This window comes from Candidatus Poribacteria bacterium, from assembly GCA_026706025.1.
In the GTDB taxonomy this organism is placed as follows: Bacteria; Poribacteria; WGA-4E; order WGA-4E; family WGA-3G; genus WGA-3G.
This window is the reverse complement of record JAPOZO010000044.1, coordinates 1-22,262: the sequence shown is the minus strand read 5'-3', so window position 1 is coordinate 22,262 and position 22,262 is coordinate 1. Positions and strand designations below refer to the sequence as shown.

At 45.2% G+C, this 22,262-nt stretch carries 14 protein-coding genes; all 14 read right to left on the bottom strand.

The genetic code is table 11. The annotated features are described in order from the left end of the window. Positions 1-214 precede the first annotated feature (214 nt). The 14 genes from OXH00_09595 to OXH00_09530 all read right to left on the bottom strand — a co-directional run bounded on the left by OXH00_09595 (position 215) and on the right by OXH00_09530 (position 21,717). Positions 215-640: a hypothetical protein gene (locus OXH00_09595; protein ID MCY3741260.1), complete on the bottom strand. Its 426-nt coding sequence runs from the start codon at positions 638-640 to the stop codon at positions 215-217. A gap of 1 nt (position 641) precedes the next feature. Then, a complete protein-coding gene (locus tag OXH00_09590; GenBank protein ID MCY3741259.1) occupies positions 642-911 on the bottom strand; it encodes a hypothetical protein in 270 nt (89 codons plus the stop codon). 228 nt (positions 912-1,139) lie between these two features. After that, a complete protein-coding gene (gene uvrA / locus OXH00_09585) occupies positions 1,140-6,938 on the bottom strand; it encodes an excinuclease ABC subunit UvrA (protein ID MCY3741258.1) in 5,799 nt (1,932 codons plus the stop codon). Between the two features lie 108 nt (positions 6,939-7,046). Further along, positions 7,047-7,964: a GTPase Era gene (gene era / locus OXH00_09580; GenBank protein MCY3741257.1), complete on the bottom strand. Its 918-nt coding sequence runs from the start codon at positions 7,962-7,964 to the stop codon at positions 7,047-7,049. Positions 7,965-8,110: 146 nt separating this feature from the next. Further along, positions 8,111-8,725, bottom strand: coding sequence for a HEAT repeat domain-containing protein (locus tag OXH00_09575; protein ID MCY3741256.1), 615 nt, complete (start codon positions 8,723-8,725; stop codon positions 8,111-8,113). A gap of 147 nt (positions 8,726-8,872) precedes the next feature. After that, entirely contained in the window at positions 8,873-9,085 is a 213-nt protein-coding gene (locus OXH00_09570) for a hypothetical protein (protein ID MCY3741255.1), read from the bottom strand. Positions 9,086-9,247: 162 nt separating this feature from the next. Further along, the gene (trpB, locus tag OXH00_09565) at positions 9,248-10,441 is read right to left on the bottom strand and encodes a tryptophan synthase subunit beta (GenBank protein MCY3741254.1); all 1,194 of its coding nucleotides are present in this window, start codon (positions 10,439-10,441) and stop codon (positions 9,248-9,250) included. A gap of 73 nt (positions 10,442-10,514) precedes the next feature. After that, complete coding sequence (locus OXH00_09560; protein MCY3741253.1) at positions 10,515-11,519, bottom strand: C-terminal binding protein; 1,005 nt, start codon at positions 11,517-11,519, stop codon at positions 10,515-10,517. Between the two features lie 24 nt (positions 11,520-11,543). Beyond that, complete coding sequence (locus tag OXH00_09555; GenBank protein MCY3741252.1) at positions 11,544-12,926, bottom strand: FAD-binding protein; 1,383 nt, start codon at positions 12,924-12,926, stop codon at positions 11,544-11,546. Positions 12,927-13,580: 654 nt separating this feature from the next. Then, the gene (locus OXH00_09550) at positions 13,581-14,240 is read right to left on the bottom strand and encodes a hypothetical protein (protein ID MCY3741251.1); all 660 of its coding nucleotides are present in this window, start codon (positions 14,238-14,240) and stop codon (positions 13,581-13,583) included. Between the two features lie 231 nt (positions 14,241-14,471). Continuing rightward, positions 14,472-16,136 carry a site-specific DNA-methyltransferase gene (locus tag OXH00_09545; protein MCY3741250.1) on the bottom strand — a complete coding sequence of 555 codons (1,665 nt, stop codon included), beginning with the start codon at positions 16,134-16,136 and terminating at the stop codon, positions 14,472-14,474. A gap of 302 nt (positions 16,137-16,438) precedes the next feature. After that, positions 16,439-17,995 (bottom strand): DNA methyltransferase, encoded by a 1,557-nt coding sequence (locus OXH00_09540; protein MCY3741249.1) that lies wholly within the window; start codon positions 17,993-17,995, stop codon positions 16,439-16,441. Positions 17,996-18,132: 137 nt separating this feature from the next. Next, a complete protein-coding gene (locus OXH00_09535) occupies positions 18,133-20,826 on the bottom strand; it encodes a DEAD/DEAH box helicase family protein (GenBank protein ID MCY3741248.1) in 2,694 nt (897 codons plus the stop codon). A 60-nt stretch (positions 20,827-20,886) separates the two neighbouring features. After that, positions 20,887-21,717, bottom strand: a complete 831-nt coding sequence (locus tag OXH00_09530; GenBank protein ID MCY3741247.1) for a hypothetical protein — start codon at positions 21,715-21,717, stop codon at positions 20,887-20,889. Positions 21,718-22,262 lie beyond the last annotated feature (545 nt).

The window sequence follows — 22,262 nt, the reverse complement described above, 5'->3', positions numbered from 1 at the left end:
GCACATGCTCTAAAGATCATAGAAAATTTCTAATAACGAAAACTGAATGGCTCTGGAATTTGTCAAGCGGAAATTCGGAGAGTTGAAATATGGAAATGGAAAAAAATTGCGTAAGAAGGTTGTGGGATTTATACAGGAAGAAAGAGACAAAGATGATTTATATGGAGAGCCATGAAGTTTTGTTTTTGCATATTTAGTCCTTCTACAAAGAATGTTATCCGTTAGGTCCCTCATTATCTTGGGGCTTCTTGGGTTGCGTCTCTGGTTCCTCTGGAATTTGGACATCAGGAATCTGCCCGTTTATTCTATTTTTGATGACTGATACTACTTCCTTAAGTGATGTTCGTGTTCGCCACCAACTAAGCATAAGGTAACTGCCAACAACAAGACCTACTACCGTAGTGAAAACAAATATTGATTTCACAATTTCCCATTTAAAATCAGCGGTTGCTAAAGCAGCTATACATGTCAACGCAATAGAAAATAGAAAAATTGCAAAGTTAAATTGTAGTGTTCCTGCTGATCCGTTTTCCAATAATTCTAATTCGTGTTCTTTAACTTCATATATATCGAGAGAATCAACTCTACCACGTCTAATAAGAGGCTTTTCGTCCCTATAAGGAGAATTAGGATCGACCATTCTATAATCTCTCCTTTAGCCATTCACTATTATTTGTACTATACGGATTTGTCCAGGCAGCCTCTATTCCCGATCGAATAACGAATATTCGCTCCGAGGCAGGAAGATCTTTACTCAAAAAATCTCGAATCTGGGATGCGCTTTGATCAGAAATAACGGCCCAACAATTGTCGTGAATAGGACAATAACCACTATATTGCTTAAGTTTCTCTTTCAGCTGATCCTTTTTAAAATTATCATTCACTTCAAAGGTAACAATATAAGTTGTCATTATAGTTTCCTAAATTCCGTACATAAATCTCAAAGTGAGTTATATTCGTCATAACCGCCAATTCAGATTGGAATAGGTCTTCGCGAGTTCCTTATTTGGGTAAGTGGCAAGTTCAAGGAGGAACTTCTTCCCGTTAGCAGCGTATATTTTAAGTTTATCATACACCATGCAAAATATCAAGTGAGTATTCAGTTTTTAGTAGGAGAAGTCGGGATTCGGAAATCACTCCTACAATACTTCGCGTAAGAAACGTGCGGTGTGTGATTCTTGGACCTTCGCGACCTCCTCTGGCGTACCCATTGCAACGACTTCTCCACCATTTTTGCTGCCCTCCGGTCCCAAGTCGATGATCCAGTCTGCAGATTTGATAATGTCGATGTTGTGTTCGACTGCGATAATTGTGTTGCCTGCATCAACGAGTTTATTCAGCACCTTGAGGAGTTTTTGGATGTCGTCAAAATGGAGGCCTGTCGTCGGTTCGTCCATGATGTAGAGCGTTGAACCGGTTGTCCGTCGTGACAACTCTTTCGCAAGTTTGACGCGCTGCGCCTCGCCACCGGAGAGCGTCGTCGCTGATTGTCCGAGTTGGATATACCCCAACCCAACATCCGCTAACATCTGGAGGGTCCGACAGATACGTGAATTATCGCTGAAGAATTCGAGTGCCTCATCTACTGACATATCTAAGACTTCGGCGATATTTTTCCCTTGATAACGGATTTCAAGCGTTTCGTCGCTGTAGCCGGTGCTATTACACGCTTCACACGGCATCCATACGTCCGGCAGAAAATGCATCTCAACACGGTTGAAACGGTGCCCTTCACAGACAGGACACTGTCCGTAAGAGAGGTTGAAACTGAAGTTGCCAATACTAAATCCGCGCATTTTCGCGTCGTGTTGTTCGGCGAAGAGTTCTCGGATCTTCGTGAAGAGGTCTGTATAGGTAGCAGGATTAGAACGCGGTGTTTCACCGATCGCTTTCTGGTCTACGTTGATGAGCCGCTTGATATGACTAACGCCCCGTACGCTCTTATACTCCGGTTGCCCGTAGTCGTTATATATTGGTTTCCAGTTGCTATCGCGGACATGGTGAGTATGGCGGTGGTTTTCGGCATTCTCAGTTTTGATAGAACTGCGACTTTCGAGTGCCGGCTTTAGCGTGCCTTCAACGAGTGAGCTCTTCCCGCAGCCTGAAACACCGGTTACACAGGTGAGGGTGCCGAGTGGTATTTTAACGTTAATGTCTTTGAGGTTGTTCGTTTTCACACCGTATATTGCTAATTCTTTGCCTGTACCTTTGCGCCGAACTGTTGGAACAGGAATTTCTACTTCATTGGAGAGGTAGGCTTGCGTCAATGATTTAGTGGACGACTCCTGTATAGGATTGGTGCCGTCAGTGAAGGTATCCGGTGTGCCAATAGCCACAATTTTACCGCCTGCTTTGCCTGCCTTAGGACCGAAGTCGATGACATGATCAGCGGCTAATATGGTATCGCGGTCGTGTTCAACGACGAGGACGCTATTGCCGATATCGCGAAGTTCCTTGAGGGCGTTGATGAGACGTTCTTGGTCGCGCGGGTGTAGTCCAATACTCGGTTCATCAAGAATATAGGTTACCCCGGTGAGACCACTACCGAGTTGGCTTGCGAGTTGGATTCTACGCATTTCGCCACCCGAAAGCGTCGGTGCGCCACGGTCCAACGCGAGATAACCGAGACCGATGTCTTCTAAGAACTGAAGGCGTATCTGAATTTGCTGGAGGACTTCGGCTTCAAACTCAGGCGAGGTATGCGCATGAAGCGCAGGATGCGTGGCTCTGGAGGTTGACACGCCTTTCGCGACAAGAAGATCCACCTTACCGTTTTGTGTATCATTACCGACTTCCGCTTCAATCTGTGTCAACCGGACGTTGAAGAATTCAATGATTTCGGTAATTGAGAATGCCATCAATTCCGAAATGGTTGTATCCTCAAACATGACGCAGCTCGGGAAAGGTTTCAATCGGGTGCCGTGACATTGGTTACATGGGTCGTGTGGGAAATGTGTATTCTTCCCGCGTCCATCGCAGAAGTCGCATGCCCCCATTTTGTTATTAAACGAAAAGTGGCGTGGTGTCAGTTGCCCGAAATTGTTACCGCAAGAAACACACATCGCGTGTTCGCTGAAGAATTTTTTAACAGGGGCCTCCTGCTCTGGGGTTTTCGTTGGTTTCCGATTAGATCTGTTAGTTCTTGTAACTGCACGGGCACTGGACTGGCTCTCTTGAATCAGGACAAATCCACCGCTTTGGAGGAGTGCCAACTCGACTGCTTCCGTGAACCGGCTCTTTTCTTCGTCAACAAGTTCGACACGATCAATAACGATAAAGACTTCATGAGGAATCCCTTTACTGAGTTTGGGAGCTTCATCGAGTCGGTGAATTTCGCCATCAATTTGGATGCGTGCGAAACCCGCACGTTGTAATCGGCTGAATACATCAGCGTAATCTTCGTTTCCCTTCAGCCCGTAAGGGGATTCACTGGCATTGATGTCAATAATCTTGCCTCTTGCTATACGTGTCGCAGTTTCCGAAATAATCATAAAGTTTGTGAGAGGCGCGAGAACATCTACCCTTTTTTGCGGAAGGTGTTCAAAAACCTGTTGCATTATTTGTTCTGCGTCCTGGGTCTGAACTTCCACAAGGCAATCTGGGCAGTAAGGTTTACCCCATCTGGCGTAAAGTGTGCGGAGTCCGTCGTGTATTTCAGTGATCGTTGCGACTGTGGAGCGTGGATTTTGACCTGCACTCTCGTGCGAAATTGCGATGGCGGGTGAAAGCCCTTCAATTTTTGAGACTTTCGGTTTCTCCATCTGTCCTATAAACTGGCGCGCGTAGGTGCTGAGTGTTTCGATATAACGCCGCTGCCCTTCAGCGTAGATAGTATCAAGCGCGAGGGATGTCTTTCCAGAGCCGCTGACACCTGTCAATGCCGTCATTTTTCGATGCGGGATATCGATGTCCACATTTTTGAGGTTATTTTCCGTTGCACCTTGCACAGCGATTGCTGTCCGTTTTTCTTCTGCTTGTTCAAATGCGTCAGCAAGTTCCGGTTCAATGAGCCGTTGCTTCGCATCCCGCCAGATATCGAAATCACCACGGAGGGCTTGTCCGGTGTAAGATTCAGGCATCTCAGCAATCTGTTCGGGGGTGCCTTCGGCAACGATCGTACCACCACCAACGCCGCCCTCGGGTCCTAAGTCGATAAGATAGTCCGCGGAGTTGATGACCTCAAGGTTATGCTCTACGACGACAACCGTGTTGCCATCGTCTACGAGTCGATGCAGGATGGTCAGCAGTTTATTTACGTCGTCAAAATGCAACCCCGTTGTGGGTTCATCAAGGATATAGAGCGTCTTGCCGGTGCCACGTTTCGAGAGTTCTCTTGAAAGTTTAATACGTTGCGCCTCTCCACCTGAAAGCGTCGGGGCGGGTTGTCCAAGTTTAATGTAATCCAGGCCGACATCGTGGAGTAATTTTAAGCCCCTTGCGATTCTTGGAATATCGGCGAAGTGGATGAGTGCGGTATCAATATCCATTTCAAGGACTTCGGAGATGTTTTTCCCTTTGTATTTTATGGCGAGGGTCTCGTTGTTAAAGCGTTTCCCGTTGCACACCTCACACTCCACCCAGACATCAGAGAGGAGTCCCATATCAACTTTTTTCGCCCCGTTACCGCTACAGGCTTCGCATCTGCCGCCGCTAACATTGAAACTGAACCGCCCCGGTTTATAGCCTCGTAATTTTGAATCGGGCAAGCCAGCATAGAGTGCGCGAATCGCATCAAACACTTTTGTATAGGTCGCAGCATTGGAGCGCGGGGTTCGGCCGATAGGTGCCATGTTAATATTGATAATCTTGTCAATAACGTTGGAGATAGGCACGCCTTTTTCTTCAATGATACCTCGAATGTCGTCGTAATTCCCCGGAATAGTCTTTGCTTTCATGAGATCGCGGGCGAGTGCGTTGTAGAGAATATCGTGAATTAGGGAACTCTTTCCAGAACCGCTGACGCCGGTTACGCAGCAGAGCGTGCCAATTGGTATTTTCGGACTGATTTCTTTAAGATTGTTTTGGCGTGCGTTGCATATTTGTACCCATCTGTCCCCTGTTGGGCGGCGGGATTCAGGCTGGATAATCACCTTATCGCCTCGGAGATATTGCGCAGTCAGTGTGTTGCTCTCTTTGATGAATTGCGCTGGTGTCCCGATGTCCGTTATTTTTCCGCCTTTGATGCCCGCGCCAGGACCGAAATCGACGATCCAATCGGCGACCAACATCGTTGCCTCATCGTGTTCAACAACAATAACCGTGTTACCTTGATTCCGCAAATTGAGGAGGGTCGTGAGCAGCCCGGCGTGGTCGCGTGGATGTAAACCGATACTCGGTTCATCAAGCACGTAGGTAACATCACGTAACCCTGCGCCCACCTGACTGGCGAGGCGGATGCGTTGCGCTTCGCCGCCGGAAAGTGTCGGAGCAGGACGCGCGAGCGTCAGATATCCCAAACCCACATCCATCAGGAAGCCGAGCCGTCCTCGAATTTCCTTTAAGAGTTCCGCCGCGATGAACGCCTCACGTTCTGGAAGTTCCAACGCTGTGAAGAATTGCGTTGCATCCTGAATAGACATTTCAAGGATATTGGTTATGGGCGTATCATCTATTGTTATGGCTTTTATCCAAGAATTAAGTCGGGTTCCCTCACATTCCCGACAGGGCATTTTGACGAAGTAATCAGGGAAATCATCTTCATCGGTTTCATCATCATCTTCAAAGTAATACTTCTGTTCTTCAGCGGGGATAATACCGTGAAAGTGGACGCGATATCGCCGACGTTGTTTTCGTTTTTTTTGTCTGCTTTTCCCAGGGGTAGTGATCGTGAGGACGGCGTCTCCAGTGCCGTAAAGGATAGCGTGCTGCTGTTCTGGCGTGAGTTCCTTCCAAGGGGTCTTGATGTCAAATCCGAGGTGTTTTGCGAGTGCTTCAGCGATGGCTTTCTCTGTCGCCCGTTTTTGTTTGTTAAGAGGTCCCCATAGACTTATAGCACCTTGCATGATGGAGAGGGTATCATCAAGGATGATCAACTGTGGTAAGATTCCCATTTGCACACCCAGACCCCTGCAGTTTCCGCACATGCCATCGGGATTGTTGAAAGAGAAGTGGCGCGGTTCCGGTTTCACAAAACTAATCCGACAGTGCGAACAGGTGTAGTCTCTACTAAAGAGCAGGTCGTCTTCTTCTGCAAGAAATGGGGATATTTCACCTTCAGTCGGAATAACTTGCACGAGCATGCTCCCGTCTCCGCGAGCGAGTGCTGTGTTCACGGCTTCGGTAACGCGCGGTTCGATCCCGTCTTTAATGATGATCCGATCGATGACGAGATCGATATCGTGGCGTTGATTACGGCTGAGGGCGAAGCCTGGGCGAATTTCGTGTATTTCGCCATCAACGCGTAATCGGGCAAAACCCGCGCTACGTAGGTCTTCTATCTCTTTTTCATGCGCACCGCGCGAACCTCTGGCGATTGGGGCTAAGATGATGAGTCTTGTACGTTCCGGGTAGTTGAGCAAAGTATTGACGATGTCCGCGGCGGTTTGCGAACCGACTTCACGTCCACAGTCGGGACAGTGGAATTGTCCGACACGCGCATAGAGCACACGCAGGTAATCGTAAATCTCAGTCACGGTGGCGACCGTAGATCGCGGATTATGTCCTGTGGATCCCTGACTGATAGCAATAGAGGGGGAGAGTCCAATGATTTCGTCTACATCCGGTTTGCCGAGTTGCCCCAAGAATTGCCGCGCGTATGCCGATAGGGATTCAATGTATCGCCGTTGTCCTTCAGCATAGACAGTATCAATCGCCAGTGAAGATTTACCGGAACCGCTAACGCCGGTGAAGACGATGAGTTTATCTTTTGGCAGTTGGATGTCAATATTTCTTAAGTTGTGTTCTCGCGCACCTTGGACGTGGATTGACTCTTCTGTCATTTTTTTAACTATTTGCTCCTGGTCTGCCTTCCACTTCGTTTCAGGCAGGTTTTTGATTAATTCTTGACTGGGTTGGAGGTGATTAAGTTTTTCTTCAGAAGAACACAGTTAAATATTTACAAAGCCGCCTAACTCCTTGAGTTTACGGGCATCTCTGCGCCAATCGGCTTTAACTGTTACATAGAGTTCTAAAAAGACGCGGGTGTCTAAGAATTTTTCGATATCAATGCGTGCAAGTTCGCCGACTCTTTTAATTAATTTACCACCTTTGCCAATAATAATTTGCTTCTGCGTCTGGCGTTCCGCGTAGACGATGGCGCGGATATAGAGAATTTCGCCTGATTTGTTCGTCTGGCGTTTTTCAAACTCTTCAACCACGACGGCGGAAGCGTAAGGGATCTCGCGTTGCGTCAGGAGTATGATTTTCTCACGGACAGTCTCGGCGATGAAAAACCGTTCGGGGAGATCGCTGAGTTGATCCTCTGGAAAATAGTGCGGACCAAGGGGTAAATAGGCTTCAATCTGCTCAAGAAGAAGTGGGACACCATCGGCAGTTAAGGCAGAGATCGGGATTATATGCGCAAATTCAAATTTTTGGCTGTAGTCTTCAAAGATAGGAAGGAGCGTTCGTTTTTCGACGAGATCTACTTTATTGAGAACGAGGATTGTTGTCGATTTAACACGTTTGAGGCGTTTTAGAATTGTATCTTCAATATCTGAATTTCGGCGCGTGACATCAATCACGAAAAGTACGACATCAGCATCCCCTAAGGCACTATACGCTGTTTTGACCATTTCGCTCTGTAGGCGATATTTAGGGGTCATCAGCCCGGGGGTATCGACAAAAATGATTTGATGGGTGTCCGTGGTGAGAATGCCACGAATCTGGTTCCGCGTTGTCTGCGGTTTCGGGGTGACGATCGCTAATTTCTGCCCCAAGATAGCATTAAGCAGCGTCGATTTCCCGACGTTAGGCGCACCGATAATGCTAACGTAACCAGATTTGAAGTTTTGGATTTCGTCCATAATTATTAAAGGCGGGATGCTTTTAGTAGAACGTGTTAATATAGACTCTCAATTTGCGTAAACAGAATCTATTCTGATATTGTAAAAGTTAACAATTATTATACCAGATTCGCGGGCGAAAAGCAAGGAAAGTTTTGGGAGTCTGGTTAGGCGTTTTGTTCTTCAATTTGGTGCAGTGCTTCGCTGATATAGCGGCGGATCCATTCACTGTTGGTGGTTTCCGCGAGTGCTTTAAGAGCAGAGATGGCTTGCGGGCTACCAATTCTGCCTAAGGCGACAACGGCAGCGGAACAGACGGCTCTATCGCTATCTGTTATCGTGCTTATTAGTGCCTCTATCACCTGTACCGGTGGTGTTGAAAACCTGTCTTCACTGAGTCCTAATTCTCCGAGCGCGACGACAGCGGCGCAGCGCATGTCGGGTTCTTCATCTTGTAGGAATGGGATCAGAACATCAATGGCGCGGGCATCACGGATCTTTCCGAGGGAGGAGATGGCGAATCGGCGGACGGTTGAGTTGTTATCGGTTAGGGCATCAATGAGCGGCGCGACGGCGTGGACATCGCCAACACCCCCTAACCCTTCAGCAGCGTAGGCGCGCATTTCGGCAGACTCTGATCGAAGTTTTCGCAGCAATACGTGGGTCGGGATATATCGCCAATTCCGAACGGGACCGTCTCGGCGTGAGAGCCAACTGATGAACTTGCGGGCTTTTTGTTGTAGAGACAGACTTGAACCAGCGTCTACGGTTTCGCGGGTCATCGTGCCACCTCGCTCGCTATTTTTCAGATAAACGGCAGAATTATAGCATATATTGGATTGGATAGCAAATTGTTTTTACAATGCTTTTTGCCCATGTTCTGGAAGTTGCTCAAAATATTTTCAGAAGCGCGGTGTTGTTCTGTGCACCTAAAGATCCTCAAGATTCTTAAGTGTCCCTTTTTCCTTGGCTTCGAGTGCCTCAGCAATCAAAAAATCCAGTTTACCGGCGTTTGAATCCGCTTCGATTTGCCGATCCCATTTTTCCCACTCTAAATCGTTAAACCATTGTTTCAATTGCCGGTAATCGGTTTCGGAGAGGGCAAGAATCTCTTCTTGAATTTTTGCAACGTTTGTTGCCACTGTGTTTCTCCTTTGTCGTGATGCCGTCGTGTTGATATGGATTAGAAGTGTAAAAGAATTATACCATAGAGTGTCTCTAAATGGCAATTTTTCTCTAAATCAGACATGTATCAAGAGTCGTGTTAGGAACCACAACAGCGTGCCAAATAAATTCAGGCAAAATTAGAGGCTGATACCTAATTCTTTGGCGATGGTATAGACATCTTTATCGCCACGACCTGAAAGGCATACGACGATGACTTTATCTTTATCAAGTTTAGGCGCGAGTTCTCGCAGATAAGCGATGGCGTGTGCGGATTCTAATGCGGGGATGATACCCTCTGTTTCCGATAACAACTGGAACCCTTCCACTGCTTCAGCATCGGTAATCGGGACGTATTCGGCTCTACCGGTTTCACGGTAATAGCTATGTTCAGGTCCGACACCGGGATAATCTAACCCTGCGGAGATCGAGTGCGCAGGCGTTATTTGACCGTCGTCTTCTTGCAATAGATAGCACTTCGCACCGTGAAAGACACCGACACTGCCTGCAGTAAGAGGTGCTGCATGTCGTCCGCTACGGATGCTCTCACCGGCGGCTTCTACGCCGATCATCCGAACGGATTCATCGGCATAGAACGGGTAGAACATACCGAGCGAGTTACTCCCACCACCGACACAGGCGACAACACAATCCGGCAGTGCCCCCGCTTGTTCTAATATCTGTACCCTTGCCTCATCACCGATGACGGCTTGGAAGTCCCGGACAATCATCGGATAAGGGTGCGCCCCGACAACCGAACCGAGGAGTAGATAGGTGGTACGGACATTCGTGACCCAGTCGCGGAAACAGGCGTTGATCGCATCTTTGAGGGTACGCGACCCGGAATTAACCGGCACGACTTTCGTTCCCATCAACTGCATCCTGAAAACGTTGAGTGCCTGCCGTTCTATGTCTTCCTCACCCATATAGACTTCGCATTCCATATCAAATTTTGCGGCGACGGTGGCTGTTGCGACACCGTGTTGCCCGGCACCGGTCTCGGCGATGATGCGTTTTTTACCCATCCAGCGTGCAAGCAGAATTTGACCGATTGCACTGTTGATTTTATGCGCGCCTGTATGGTTGAGATCTTCCCGTTTGAGATATATCTTCCCGCCGCCGAGGGTTTCCGTCAGACGCTCGGCGTAATAAAGCGGGTTGGGTCGTCCGACATATTCGCGGAGGTAGTACCGGAATTCTTCTTGAAAATCGGTGTTATCTTTGAGTTGGTTGTAAGCGTCTTCGAGTTCTAAAAGGGCAGGCATCAGGGTTTCGGGGACGTATCTGCCCCCGAATTGTCCGAAATGGCCTGTTGCGTCAGGAAGTTGTTGCATTTAAGTTCTCCAATGGTTACGGCATAGTGGTGTGTCTACTACTTTAATGTTACGGCACATCGGCGTGTGCCTACTACTTTAATGATTTTGCGCGGAGGTTTGGTTGCTCTAAAACCGATGGGTTAACAACGGATTCCGGCAGCTGTCCTGTCAGCACTTGTGCCACACATCTGGCAGCGGTGACCTCCAGTTCAAGAATCGCATCTTCTGAGACAAATGCGGCGTGCGGTGTGACGACAACATTTTCAAGCGTGAGGAGTTCTTCATTTTCATTTGGGGGTTCGGTTTCCAAGACATCCAGCCCGGCACCGGCGATGTCTCCATTTCGGAGTGCCGCCGTGAGCGCAGCGGTATCTACAATACCACCGCGCGCAGTGTTGATTAGGAACGCTGTCGGTTTCATCGCACGAAATTCGGCACTGCTGAACATACATTCTGTTTCCTCGGTCAACGGGGCATGGATTGTGATAAAGTCGGAGGTTGCGAGGAGTTCAGGAAATGAGACCTTTTGTGCACCCTGTTGCTGGATACGCTTCGGATCCGTGCGCGGGGAGCAGACATTGATTGTCAATCCGAACGCTTTCGCTTTCGGGATAATCGCTTGCCCGATCCGTCCGAATCCGACGATACCGAGTGTTTTACCACGGATTCTGTGCATCTCCGGTCCGATATTCTGGTCCCATACGTTGTTTCTAACAGCCCGGTCAAAGCGTGAAATTTTTCTTGCACACGCCAGTAGGAGTCCCATCGCGTGGTCAGAAACTTCGTCGATACAGTAGGCAGGAACATTGGTAACAACAATACCGTGCGCAGTGGCGGCTTTGACATCAATGTTGTCGAGTCCAATGCCGTAGCGGGCAATAACCTGACACTTCTTCGCGGCGGTAATGACTGGCTCGCGAACAGGATTCCAACAAGTGAGGATACCGTCCATCATCGGTGCAAGCGTTTGAAGTTCTGATTCGTCTCCAGTTTCGGCTGCGACGAGTTCTGCCCCGATTTCTGCAAGGACCTGTCGTTCAGGTTCAATAGAGGACCAAGCGTAATCGGTGATGAGGATTTTCCAGTTGTTTGCCATGTCTGTTATAGTGATCCTTCACTCTTACAAAAAGACTTTGCCGGGATTCATTAGATTCTGTGGATCCAAGGCGTGTTTGATAGCACGCATCAGGTCTATTGCCTCTCCGTGTTCCTTCGCTAACGCGTTCCGTTTACCGACACCAACGCCGTGTTCACCCGTGCAAGTGCCGTCCATTTCTAAGGCGATGTCTACAATCTGATCGCTGAGTCGCTGTGCCTCTGCTAATTCGTCCTTGTTGTTGGGTTCGAGCGGAAAGACGACGTGAAAATTACCGTCACCGACGTGTCCAAGAATTGACGGGACAAGATCCGATGGAGCAAGCAGTGCTTTCGTTTGTGCGATACACTCAGCGAGCCGAGAAATCGGAACACACACATCAGTGACATAACCTACGGAACCGGGACGGCGGTTGAGTGCAGCGTAATAACTATCGTATCGGGCTTGCCAGAGCCGTTTACGTTCGTTTTCGTCTGTTGCCCATCGGAAATCACCGCTGCCGTGCGTTGCTGCGATTTTGCCAGCAATCTCAGAACTCTCTGCGACGGTGTGTTCGGACCCGTGGAATTCAAAGAAGAGTGTCGGTGCGACTTCGTAATCTAATCCAGCGTATTTGTTGACTGCATCCATCTGCAGTTCGTCTAACAGTTCAATGCGGGCGATATTGATACTTGTATCCATCATTTTGATAACAGTATCTACTGCTGCGGCGACAGTCGGAAAAGCACAGACCGCTGCGGCGACCGCTTCCGGCAACCGTGTTAATTTCAGCGTGATTTCGGTGATAACTCCGAGTGTGCCTTCTGAACCGATAAAGAGGCGGGTGAGATCATAGCCTGCAGCGGATTTCCGCGCTCTGCTTCCGGTATGAACGATCGTGCCATCCGCAGTGACGACAGTCAAGCCGAGGACGTTATCGGGCATTGTGCCGTATCGGACAGCACTCGTGCCGGATGCGCGGGTTGCGACCATCCCACCGAGTGAAGCATCTGCCCCCGGATCGACCGAAAAGTGGAGCTGCGTCCCCATGTCCATAAGATGACCATTCAATTGGAAACGCGTCACGCCTGCTTGGACGGTGGCATCTCTATCGTCTTGACTGACACGGAGGATACGGTTCATTTCGTTGAGTGCGATACAGAGCGCGCCTTCGGACGCAACGACAGCACCTTCAACGCCCGTGCCGGTGCCGTAAGGGATTATCGGTATCTTGTGTTCCGCACAGATTTTGACGATTTCTGCGACTTCGGCATTGGTTTTCGGGAAGGCAACGGCATCTGGGAGCGCGTCTTGATGGTATGACGCATCACGTGCGTGCGCGTCTCGGACGGCACTGTCTGTGCTGAAGCGTTTTCCGAGGAGTTTGCGGAGTTCTTTGTGCGGGCGTTTTAGATTGTGTTGGTTCATGCTATATGCATCTTACAATTTGAGAGTAATGGCAAGGTAAAAGGATAAGAAAAATTGATTTACTGCCTATACCAATTCTCTATCTTTTGCGAAGGTTTTGATACCGCTCCAAAATTGTTGGCATTTTAATCCTCATCTTCTTGGTATGTGATATTATCAAGAGCATTGCAAAGTTCTTCATAATGTGTAGATACCGAATAACGGACACTATGAAAATTTTCACCGCGCATTGCTGATCTAAACTCTCTTTTGTGAGAGTCTAAAAATTGGAAAACCTTTCTTCTATCAACGTTTGATCCTTCATTATAACTGATCAACCTTAAATACTCGGTTTCCTCTAAGTTCAATTTGACCTCAGCCATTGCAACCGCAAAAAAACTTTCACAGTATCCGGTGCGGAGATAGGCAGGAAAAAACCCTTTTATATCCGAAAACCTTATAGATGTTCTATATTTTGAAGTTTTTCTGGACCATTGAAAAATAGAAGCAGTTGGCTCGGAGTAAAACATTCTAAATATTTCGACTTTGAAAGTGTCCACTATCTTTCGAGGGAGTTGGTATAGGGTGACTATAAGTAAACATGTAACGCTTATCACAGCGGCTGTAGAACTTATGAATGATGTAATGACTGCAAGTTCATTGTTCATGATTTTATTAATCAAACCGGTGGTGAGCACTCTTAGTGAGAATGCGCGGACCACTTGTGAGATCTTTCTTCATTGCCTTAATTTTATCAATTTTGTCTAATTCAAGACTTCTGGTTAGTAATTCGATATTTTCATAGTCTGTTACCTTCAAGGTTACGGTAGACACGATCATCACCCATGCTTCTCTCACCGTATAAGTATTAACTTTTTCCTCTTCGTTTTTATCTCCTGGCCAATGCGTGCAACCCTGATTAGGCCACGGAGAAAAAGGTTTCTTACAATTGTCGCATTCGGCTATCACATTGCCTAAGCCAATAAAGAAATTTACTATTATCTTCTCTTCAATTCCTCTTATCAAATCATCGGTTGATGCAAAACTATGTGTTCCACCATATTTGAGGCGTTTTAGCACTTCAATTGTAGTCAAAAGACGGCCTTTCTCAATTTGTGCATCCCGACTTATACCACAATTCAAAATATCGGTGCGGCCACACTCCGTAAATGGTATACCTTGATTTAGTGCCTCACACAGTATTTTCAACATGGAGTCACCTATTCGGAAGACTTCTCCAGGGACAATTTCCAGTTTCAAAAAGGCAGATCTTTCTTTTGCTGGATCGTTGTAAATTTCCTGAATAGTTGCCGGTATTTTTAGAATTTCTATCATTTTTATATACTTCTTTCTTCCAATTCTATTGGAATATATCTCATAGTTAAATCTAAAATTAATATACCTCATGGACGTGGTTAACATTATTATTCAGATATCGCCCTACAAACAAAATGTGATTCGCTCATGTAAAAAGTATGTGCGATTGTTTTGAATGAAGGCAGTCACCACGCGGGTTTGACATCTTCATTAGCACACAGTCTTTACATGAACCAATGTGATTAAGTGTTATTCCATAACAACAGTTTCCTCCCCAAGCATGTCGATGATCTTCACAGCGACGTGGGCATCAGGACGCGGCAGTGATACCGTATATTCTCCCTCAACAAAATCTTCTTTTTTCTTTGGAACATCGCTCTCAACTATTTTGAAATACTCGCCCGAGTAGTCGGTATCAATCGACACGCAATCGATCTGTGCGCGGAAATCGTCAATTTGCTCGTCAAAAATAGTTCGATCAATATCCATCCGTGCTAAAATGGTTGGACTTATATAATCTGCGATGGTAATTTTGACACTGTCTCCTTTTCTGTCAAAATTAACCTCTGCTGAGGCAGGCTCAAATGTGGTAATTCCTTCGCTTCCGATGTCACGCACAAAAATTTTGTTTACTGCGCGCCGCCTGTTTTCCGCCTTAAGTTCTGCTTGAATGCCGCTATTAATACCGTAGCAAAATACGGTGATATTGCGTGATTCATCCGGGCGATTCTCAAGTTCGTCTTTTATCGTCTGAATATCTAATGGCGTGAACGGTTTCGTTAGGTCAATGATTTTGACGAGTGTCCCATCCAACGTGCCATCAAAAAATGCCTCTTGTCTGTCCGTTTGCACGCCATATTTTTTGATGACAATATCCTTTCGTTCCAAATGGGTACTGGCATCGTAGTTATTGACCCCATAGTGTACAATGCCGCGCTGCATATTAGGCAATTTCTGTAGTCTTTTTATTGTTGTTTGGATTGCACCTCTGTTGATATCTGCAGCGATCCAACGTCTGCCGAGTCTTTCTGCAACAACAGCGGTGGTGCCACTACCTACAAAACAGTCAAGCACGATGGAATCTTCGTTGCTTGATGCTTTGATGATACGTTCTATGAGTGCTTCAGGTTTTTGGGTAGGATAATCTTCTCTCTCCTTAGACACATTGATTACAGGTTTAATGTCATCCCATGTATCTCTGATATATACATCTGCAAAATAGCGCCCTTCTTCATCTACCTGCTCATTAAAAAATGGTTTTTCATAATATATACGCTCTTGCAGAGCTCTGTGTGTATATTCGCTTGACTTAGAATAGAATAGCAAGACATCATGCTTTCGGGGCCAGAAATTTTTGCCAACTCCACCTGTGCGATAAGACCATATAATTTCATTTTTAAAATTTTCTTCGCCAAACACTTCGTCTAGCAGAAATCGCAAATGATGGCTTTTGTGCCAATCGCAATGGAGGTAGATACATCCTTTTTTACTTAAAAGCTCATACATCAAAATGAGCCGTTCATACATGAATTGGAGGTAATTGTCATTTGTCCAGATGTCCTTGTATTGTACCTTTTCAAGATCAGAGTGTTCTTCTCCTTCTAATGCCACCTTTCCACCGCGTAATTCCACTTTTCGCACATAATCAACACCGCTTGCAAACGGTGGATCAATGTAGATGAAATCTATTTTGCCTCGGAAACCTTGCACGAGAAGTGTTGAGAGAATCTCTTTGTTGTCTCCTTGAAAAAAGAGATTAGGACCGTCCTTAAATTTATCGTAAGTCGGTTCTTTCTCAGGGTTTTCAACGTTATAGGTATCTACCAATTGGGCAGGATAGTTGCTTATTGTGTCAATTGGGCGTTTGCCGACCCAGTGGAGCATCGGTCTGCCTTTAACTGGTTTGATTTTCATTGTGTGCTCTTCCTATTGTACTACTGCCATCGGAAATTTGGGCCACCGTCTAAACCAAGATTGTGGTATAATAGCACTCTCTCCGGTGGCCAAACGCAGAAGATTCACTTCCGATTATCTACGGGTGTCCAACCAGAAACGTCCTCACTCGGCGTTAGGCTATTTGACCTCTGTTGGATGTGAGTCACAACACTTGTCTTAACTGGACAGATTTTTTGGTCTAAATAAGCGTTGGCACTTCATTTTTTTTCGCAATAAGTAGTTTTGGGTTTGGTTAATTTTGATTTCACGATTTATCATGGCTATAATAATTCAAGTTGTTGATTGTCAAAATGTCTCTCTGATTTCTTTCGTGGTATTATCCAGTTATATGGTAATCTAATATTATCTCTCAAAAAACTTGGATTATCAAAATACTCATCGCTTATCTGCCAGAACTGTAAACGCGGATAATACTTATTGTTCTCAAGTTCAAATTCGCCCATATCTGCCGCGATCTGACGCATACCCCTCGTCACTGGATCAAGCGTGATAAACACACCCGCTATAGCGTTGTGTTCGTTCATTGTATGACAGAAAGCCCTAACCTGCTGAAGTGTAGGTTTGCCTGTTTTTACTTCAGATATAATACGTCTAGAGGTTTCTTTGTCCGTTTCTGGATTCCAAAGCATCACAGACCCAATACCATCTTTGCCACCATCTCCTACATCACGGGTTGGTATCATACCGAGACGGGTGACTGCCCAGTTAGCAAAGTCATGGCGTTTCTTTTCGTCACGAACGAGTTTGTGGACTTCCTGCATGTTAGTAGGATAACCGATAATTTTATAGTTTTTGTGTGGTTCTAAGGGTTCGTTAGCACTATTAGTATGCCGATCTCTCATTCTTTTACTTATCGGATCTAATGCGATGATAGTAAGGTCTATACCGATCCAGTTTCGTTTTAGTGTGTGTGCCGCATCTATAGTTGTGCCACATCCGCAAAATGGATCCATCACCAACATGCCTTGATGACTGGATGCTTGAATTAAACGTTCATAAAGAGCGCGTGGTTTTTGTGTGTTGTAATGTAAACATTCACTACTTACATTAAGAATAGGTTTTATATCTTGCCATACATCCTTGAGAAAGACATCTTTTTCTAAATCAGATGCTTTTATAAGAGGCAAAATATCTTCCCAAATATCTCGAACATAAACATCTGCATAATAATTCCCTTCTTCGTCTTTTTCAGTAGTAAAGAAGGGTTTATCATAATAAATTCGTTCCTGTCGAGGATTATGTTCATAGTCTTTTGACTTGGCATAAAACAAAAGATTCTGGTGTTTTTTAGCCCAACGTTTCTTGCTTACCCCTCCTGTTCTATATCCCCATATTATGTCATTTTGAAAGAAATCATTATTCTTGAGATTCTTCTGATCCCATATTGCATCCATAACACCTTTTAGGTAATGGCTTGCTGTTTGATCACAATGTAGGTAGATACTCCCTGTGTCTCTGAGTAATCTATGCATTTCTGCCAGACGGGGTCCCATAAAAGCGAGGTATGCCCGCATTGAACCTTTGTTGCCCTTCACAGCATTTTGTAACACAAGATCATATCCACGTAGGCAAGTATCTAATGCTTTGTAGGTATCATTTGCGTCTGCCCGATTTCGTATGTCGTCGCGGGATTCTATTGCTCTATCATCCCACTGCCATATATCCGTAAAAGCTTTTTCTTGTGCCTTTGATTCTTGGAAAAAAGCGTTATAGTCGCGTCCACTATTGAAGGGAGGATCGGTGCAGATAAGGTCTACATGCCCCGGTTCCATTTCACGCATAATTTCGAGATTATCACCAAAATACAGTTTATTCATTCACAATCTCCTTACCTGGTAATAACATACTCTCATTAACAAATTTCCAAAAGATTGTTTTAAGGTTTCGGTTATTATAGACATAACAGCGTTCTGCTACATAGAGCGGTGTATATCCAACGCTACTTATACTGAACTCACGCTAAATTGTTTTCACCGCCGTTCTGCATGAGCTCCTTCCCATAAATCCATTCGCGGATAGTTTGCATTTCGTCTAAATTCTCTTGGAGAAAAGTGTCCTTGGTATAAATCACTTTATACTCAAAATGGGAATCCGGTTGCAATTTTGCCAGACGTTTCACTGCCTTCTTTTTCGCTACGACGTTGGAATCGCTGCGTTCGCTTTCGGACTTAATCTCAACGATGTAGAATTCCCCTGTGTTTTTGACGATAACGAAATCGGGAAAATAGCGGTGATAATTGTTATCAGTACCTTTATATTCAAAGTGAAAATCGGTTTTCTTTGTATTCGTTAGGCTACCGGTAAACAGAAATACTTCAACATCTGCAGCCGATTGGTTCAGCGTTGCCAAAATCGTTTTAAAGAAATTCTGTTCGGGAGCACTATCAAAGTCGTAAGGCATATAGTGAAAACTCACATCGTGGTTGTCATCTAAGTCATCTTCACTGAGGAGAAGGTCAGCTTTACTTTTCCGCAGACGCACCTTGTGAACGTAGGAACCGTCGGTATCATCTTTTTCAAAAAGTAGATTACCATCGTCATCGTGAATACGGATAAGTGCGAGGTGTTCTGCAATATGTTCCTCAATCACTTCGTAATTTTGCTGCTGGTTTTCCACCTGTTTACATAGTGAGTCGAAGTGTGCATAAGGGATTTGCCCCTCTGGATAGAGGCTTTTGAGACTTTTTAACGTCTCCATAACAGAGAGGTGATAGTTTGTTGCGAGTCGTCTCGCGAGTGTGTAGCAATCTGTTGCCCGATTAGCAATTTCAACTTCGTCTTGTGCGCCTAACGCTGTTAGCGGCGAAGTACTCCGCTGCGTAAAGTCGGGGGTCAGAATGCTACGAAAGGCAGGTGATGTCTTCTCAAGGTTTGTAGGCTTATGCAACTGAATCGCTTTAGGCGTATTTTCCAGCGGAACAACCTTGCGCACCAATTGCATAATTTGTAATTTCGGCAAATCGGTTTTGCGAATACGGAGTGCAACCTCTTCCGTTTCTGTGTCTTGTGTGCGGAGTTCGCCGAGCGTGGTACCGAAATTTGCTTGCAATTCTTTATCTAAAATCGTACTGTTTTTGGTATCCAAAAAGATTTTTGCAGTGTGTGTGTTGCCTTTCACTTGACGGAGGCATCGCGTTGAGGCTTGCAAGATGAAGTTGCTACTGGTTGTCTGTTCCTTAATAAGCGCGCAAGCGAATAAACTTAGGCAATTCCATCCTTCTGTCCCTTTGCCAATAAGTAGAATGATACGTTTTTGGCTGTCAGGATTGTTGAGTTGATTGAATTCATCAATTTCCTGCGGACTTGATTTTTGGGTATTGACGAGTATCTGAGTGGTACTCTCTCCCCTTTGGGTAAGTGCATTTTGAATATGTTGATGGGAGGTATCCAAATGTTCTTGTGTTTTGAAGTAAAAGGCTATTTTCGCTTTCGCACCATCGGGCAATGATACATCACCGTAGTTTTCAAAAAAGTCGTTGATAACGCTACGGATCACGTCTGCATCGGGAATCGTTCCGATAGGGTACTGAACAATGCCGTTGTGAAGACTTTTAAGGATATTGTCTTTAATTCCTTCACCAAGACTGTACCATGCAACGACTTCTCTGAGCATCTGCCGTTTGGCGTAAGGGGTACCAGTGGTATTGATAACGGATACAAGAGGCGTTTTCTCATGTATGTAGTTAACCGTTTCCCGCACCCGCTTGAGTTCTGTGTCTATTTTATTTCCGTAAGTGTGGTGTGCCTCATCTGAGAATATCCCTAAATTGGGTAAGCCCGTTATTTTTTGAAGGCGGAGGTTTGCCTCTAATTCTGCTTGCTCCTTCTTTTCCTCAAACTCCAGTTCTGTCTGATTACTTCGCTTTTTGACGTTTGCCCGAAGCGCGATTTTCTCAGTGTTCGTGACGATAACGTTGTAAACGCTGCCATCTTGAACTTGGATTCCTTTCGCTCCTGTTTGTGGATAGGTGATTTTAAGGTTGGCGAGAAAATCACGGTGTAGACTGGGTGGTAGAATCTGATCGAACGGAACCTCGCTAATCTCGCGGAGACTCTCAATAATAGTTGTGCCGGGGGCGAAGACAAGGGCATTTTTCATGAAGTGAGTCTCGCCCGCCGAGTGCGGGCTTTCAGTGCCCTCTGGATAGCGAAGTGCCATCGCGAATTCGGTTGCGATAATAGTGCCGATAAGAACCGTCTTACCTGTGCCCATTGCAAGCGCGAAGATATAACTTGGATATGGAAGTGTTGCAGCCTCATAAACCGGATCAATTCGCTTCTGTTTAACGAATTCTGGGTTATTTTCTACCAAGTCAATGATCGCGTCAACATCTCTAATCAATATCAATTCTTGGGAAGAGATCGGGATACCGAATGCTTCACAGAAATCGCGTATATCCCCAGTGTCATAGTAGTGTCTGTAGAGTTTAACAATATGTGGAGTTTTCAGGACTAACCTTAGGTACCAGTAAAGTTCCAGCGATTGGAATTGCGGTTCTCGGAGGTATTTGAGGTGCACACGGTCATCTGCTTCGCCTTCAAATTGGTAGCGTAGTATTTCTCCGATGAGTGGGTAGTCTTGGCAGGAATATCCATCTTTGCGCCAATTTAGGGTGTCGTCACGCAGTTTTTCAAAGAGGTGTTGCATTAGGCATGATTCCTAAGGGTAGTTGGTGAAGTAGAGGATGTTCATCTTATTCTAATGAATTTACACATCACTATACCGTTCGTCTATTTCTTGGGCAATTTCTTCCAATATCTCTACTTGCCGCCGTGCAAAGTCTGCGAAAATGTAGGTGTCTTTCGTCTGAATATGAGTTTCCTCGGGAACATGAAAGTACGCTTTAATGTGTCGTAAAGCATGATCAATATTTTCGTATACATGATTTATATTGTCATCAGGTTCATTCCGCTCTCTTAATCCAGTCTTAAACATCTCAACGGATTTTAGGATCTGATCAACATGAGCACCAACAAGCTCAACATGTGGTGAATCTGGTGAAATAGTGGCTTCCAATACTTTTTCAAATGGGTAACTTGTATGTTGAAAAGCATCAGTCAATTTTTTTCCTGCAAATCTTTTTCTATGTTCCATTTCTTCTTCTTGTAAGGTTTTAATGATGTTGTTCAAAACATCCACAAAAATGCTTTTTTGGGTTGCAATTAAATCGGGAACGTTTATATCTTCATGCTTGGAATCAAGTTTGTTATTTCCCGAACTTGTCCGATAATATGTTATCAACTCAAATCCCTGTGAACTAAGTGTTGGTCTGCTAATGAAGTTGAATGCTCTTTTGTTACCTCTTTTTGTTGGGTGTCCTGCAGCGTCATTGCGAATATTGCGAATTTTATCTAACGCGTTATCCTCGGTGTATGAAATTTTAAGAGCATCATGCAGATTTTTTATGGCATCTTGCTGGACAAAAAGAGCCTGCAGAGCACCGTAGATATGTAAATAATTTCTACCTTCATCAAAACTATCAGCGTCTAATTTTAGGAAACTTTCTAATGCTTCTTCTGTATCCTCAATTGTATCCATACAACTGCAGAGCATGTGCCATAAGATATTATCTTGCAGTAAGATATTTTGCTTGCGAGAACTGTTTATTAAATCTCTAATTTTCGACATTTTTTGGTAAAGGGGATTGCACATTGCTGTACTCCATTCTTAGTTACAATTAACGCAAGTTGCCACCTTTTTATGCACATAGCACTCCGCTGGAGTATGATCGCATAAATACGCTATTTTCTTTAGGTATATTACCCCTCTGAAGTTTGCAAAATCTGTTAGTAGCAACTTGGGTTACAATTATATATCATGTTTGAGGAAAAGTCAAACAGAATCAAATAGACAACCGGGGGCATTTAGTTTTCTCTTTTGTAGCGTAACTGTTAGGTTGCGACCTATGCACGCACAGGCTAACAGCCTATGCTACAAGGATTCTCAGTGTAGAAGCAGCAGGATAAATATTGAAATTGTGCTCCTAAATTATAAAACTAAATCGTCTTGAATAGACAGCAGGGTTATTTATGGTGAACCCAATAAATAAGTATACATTTTCTGATATTTTAGGTATACTCTCG

Bases quoted from the DNA above. Each gene is read 5' to 3' on its own strand.
- OXH00_09595 (MCY3741260.1), bottom strand. From the start codon at position 640: ATGGTCGATCCTAATTCTCCTTATAGGGACGAAAAGCCTCTTATTAGA.
- OXH00_09590 (MCY3741259.1), bottom strand. From the start codon at position 911: ATGACAACTTATATTGTTACCTTTGAAGTGAATGATAATTTTAAAAAG.
- uvrA (MCY3741258.1), bottom strand. From the start codon at position 6,938: ATGACAGAAGAGTCAATCCACGTCCAAGGTGCGCGAGAACACAACTTA.
- era (MCY3741257.1), bottom strand. From the start codon at position 7,964: ATGGACGAAATCCAAAACTTCAAATCTGGTTACGTTAGCATTATCGGT.
- OXH00_09575 (MCY3741256.1), bottom strand. From the start codon at position 8,725: ATGACCCGCGAAACCGTAGACGCTGGTTCAAGTCTGTCTCTACAACAA.
- trpB (MCY3741254.1), bottom strand. From the start codon at position 10,441: ATGCAACAACTTCCTGACGCAACAGGCCATTTCGGACAATTCGGGGGC.
- OXH00_09560 (MCY3741253.1), bottom strand. From the start codon at position 11,519: ATGGCAAACAACTGGAAAATCCTCATCACCGATTACGCTTGGTCCTCT.
- OXH00_09555 (MCY3741252.1), bottom strand. From the start codon at position 12,926: ATGAACCAACACAATCTAAAACGCCCGCACAAAGAACTCCGCAAACTC.
- OXH00_09550 (MCY3741251.1), bottom strand. From the start codon at position 14,240: ATGATAGAAATTCTAAAAATACCGGCAACTATTCAGGAAATTTACAAC.
- OXH00_09545 (MCY3741250.1), bottom strand. From the start codon at position 16,136: ATGAAAATCAAACCAGTTAAAGGCAGACCGATGCTCCACTGGGTCGGC.
- OXH00_09540 (MCY3741249.1), bottom strand. From the start codon at position 17,995: ATGAATAAACTGTATTTTGGTGATAATCTCGAAATTATGCGTGAAATG.
- OXH00_09535 (MCY3741248.1), bottom strand. From the start codon at position 20,826: ATGCAACACCTCTTTGAAAAACTGCGTGACGACACCCTAAATTGGCGC.
- OXH00_09530 (MCY3741247.1), bottom strand. From the start codon at position 21,717: ATGGATACAATTGAGGATACAGAAGAAGCATTAGAAAGTTTCCTAAAA.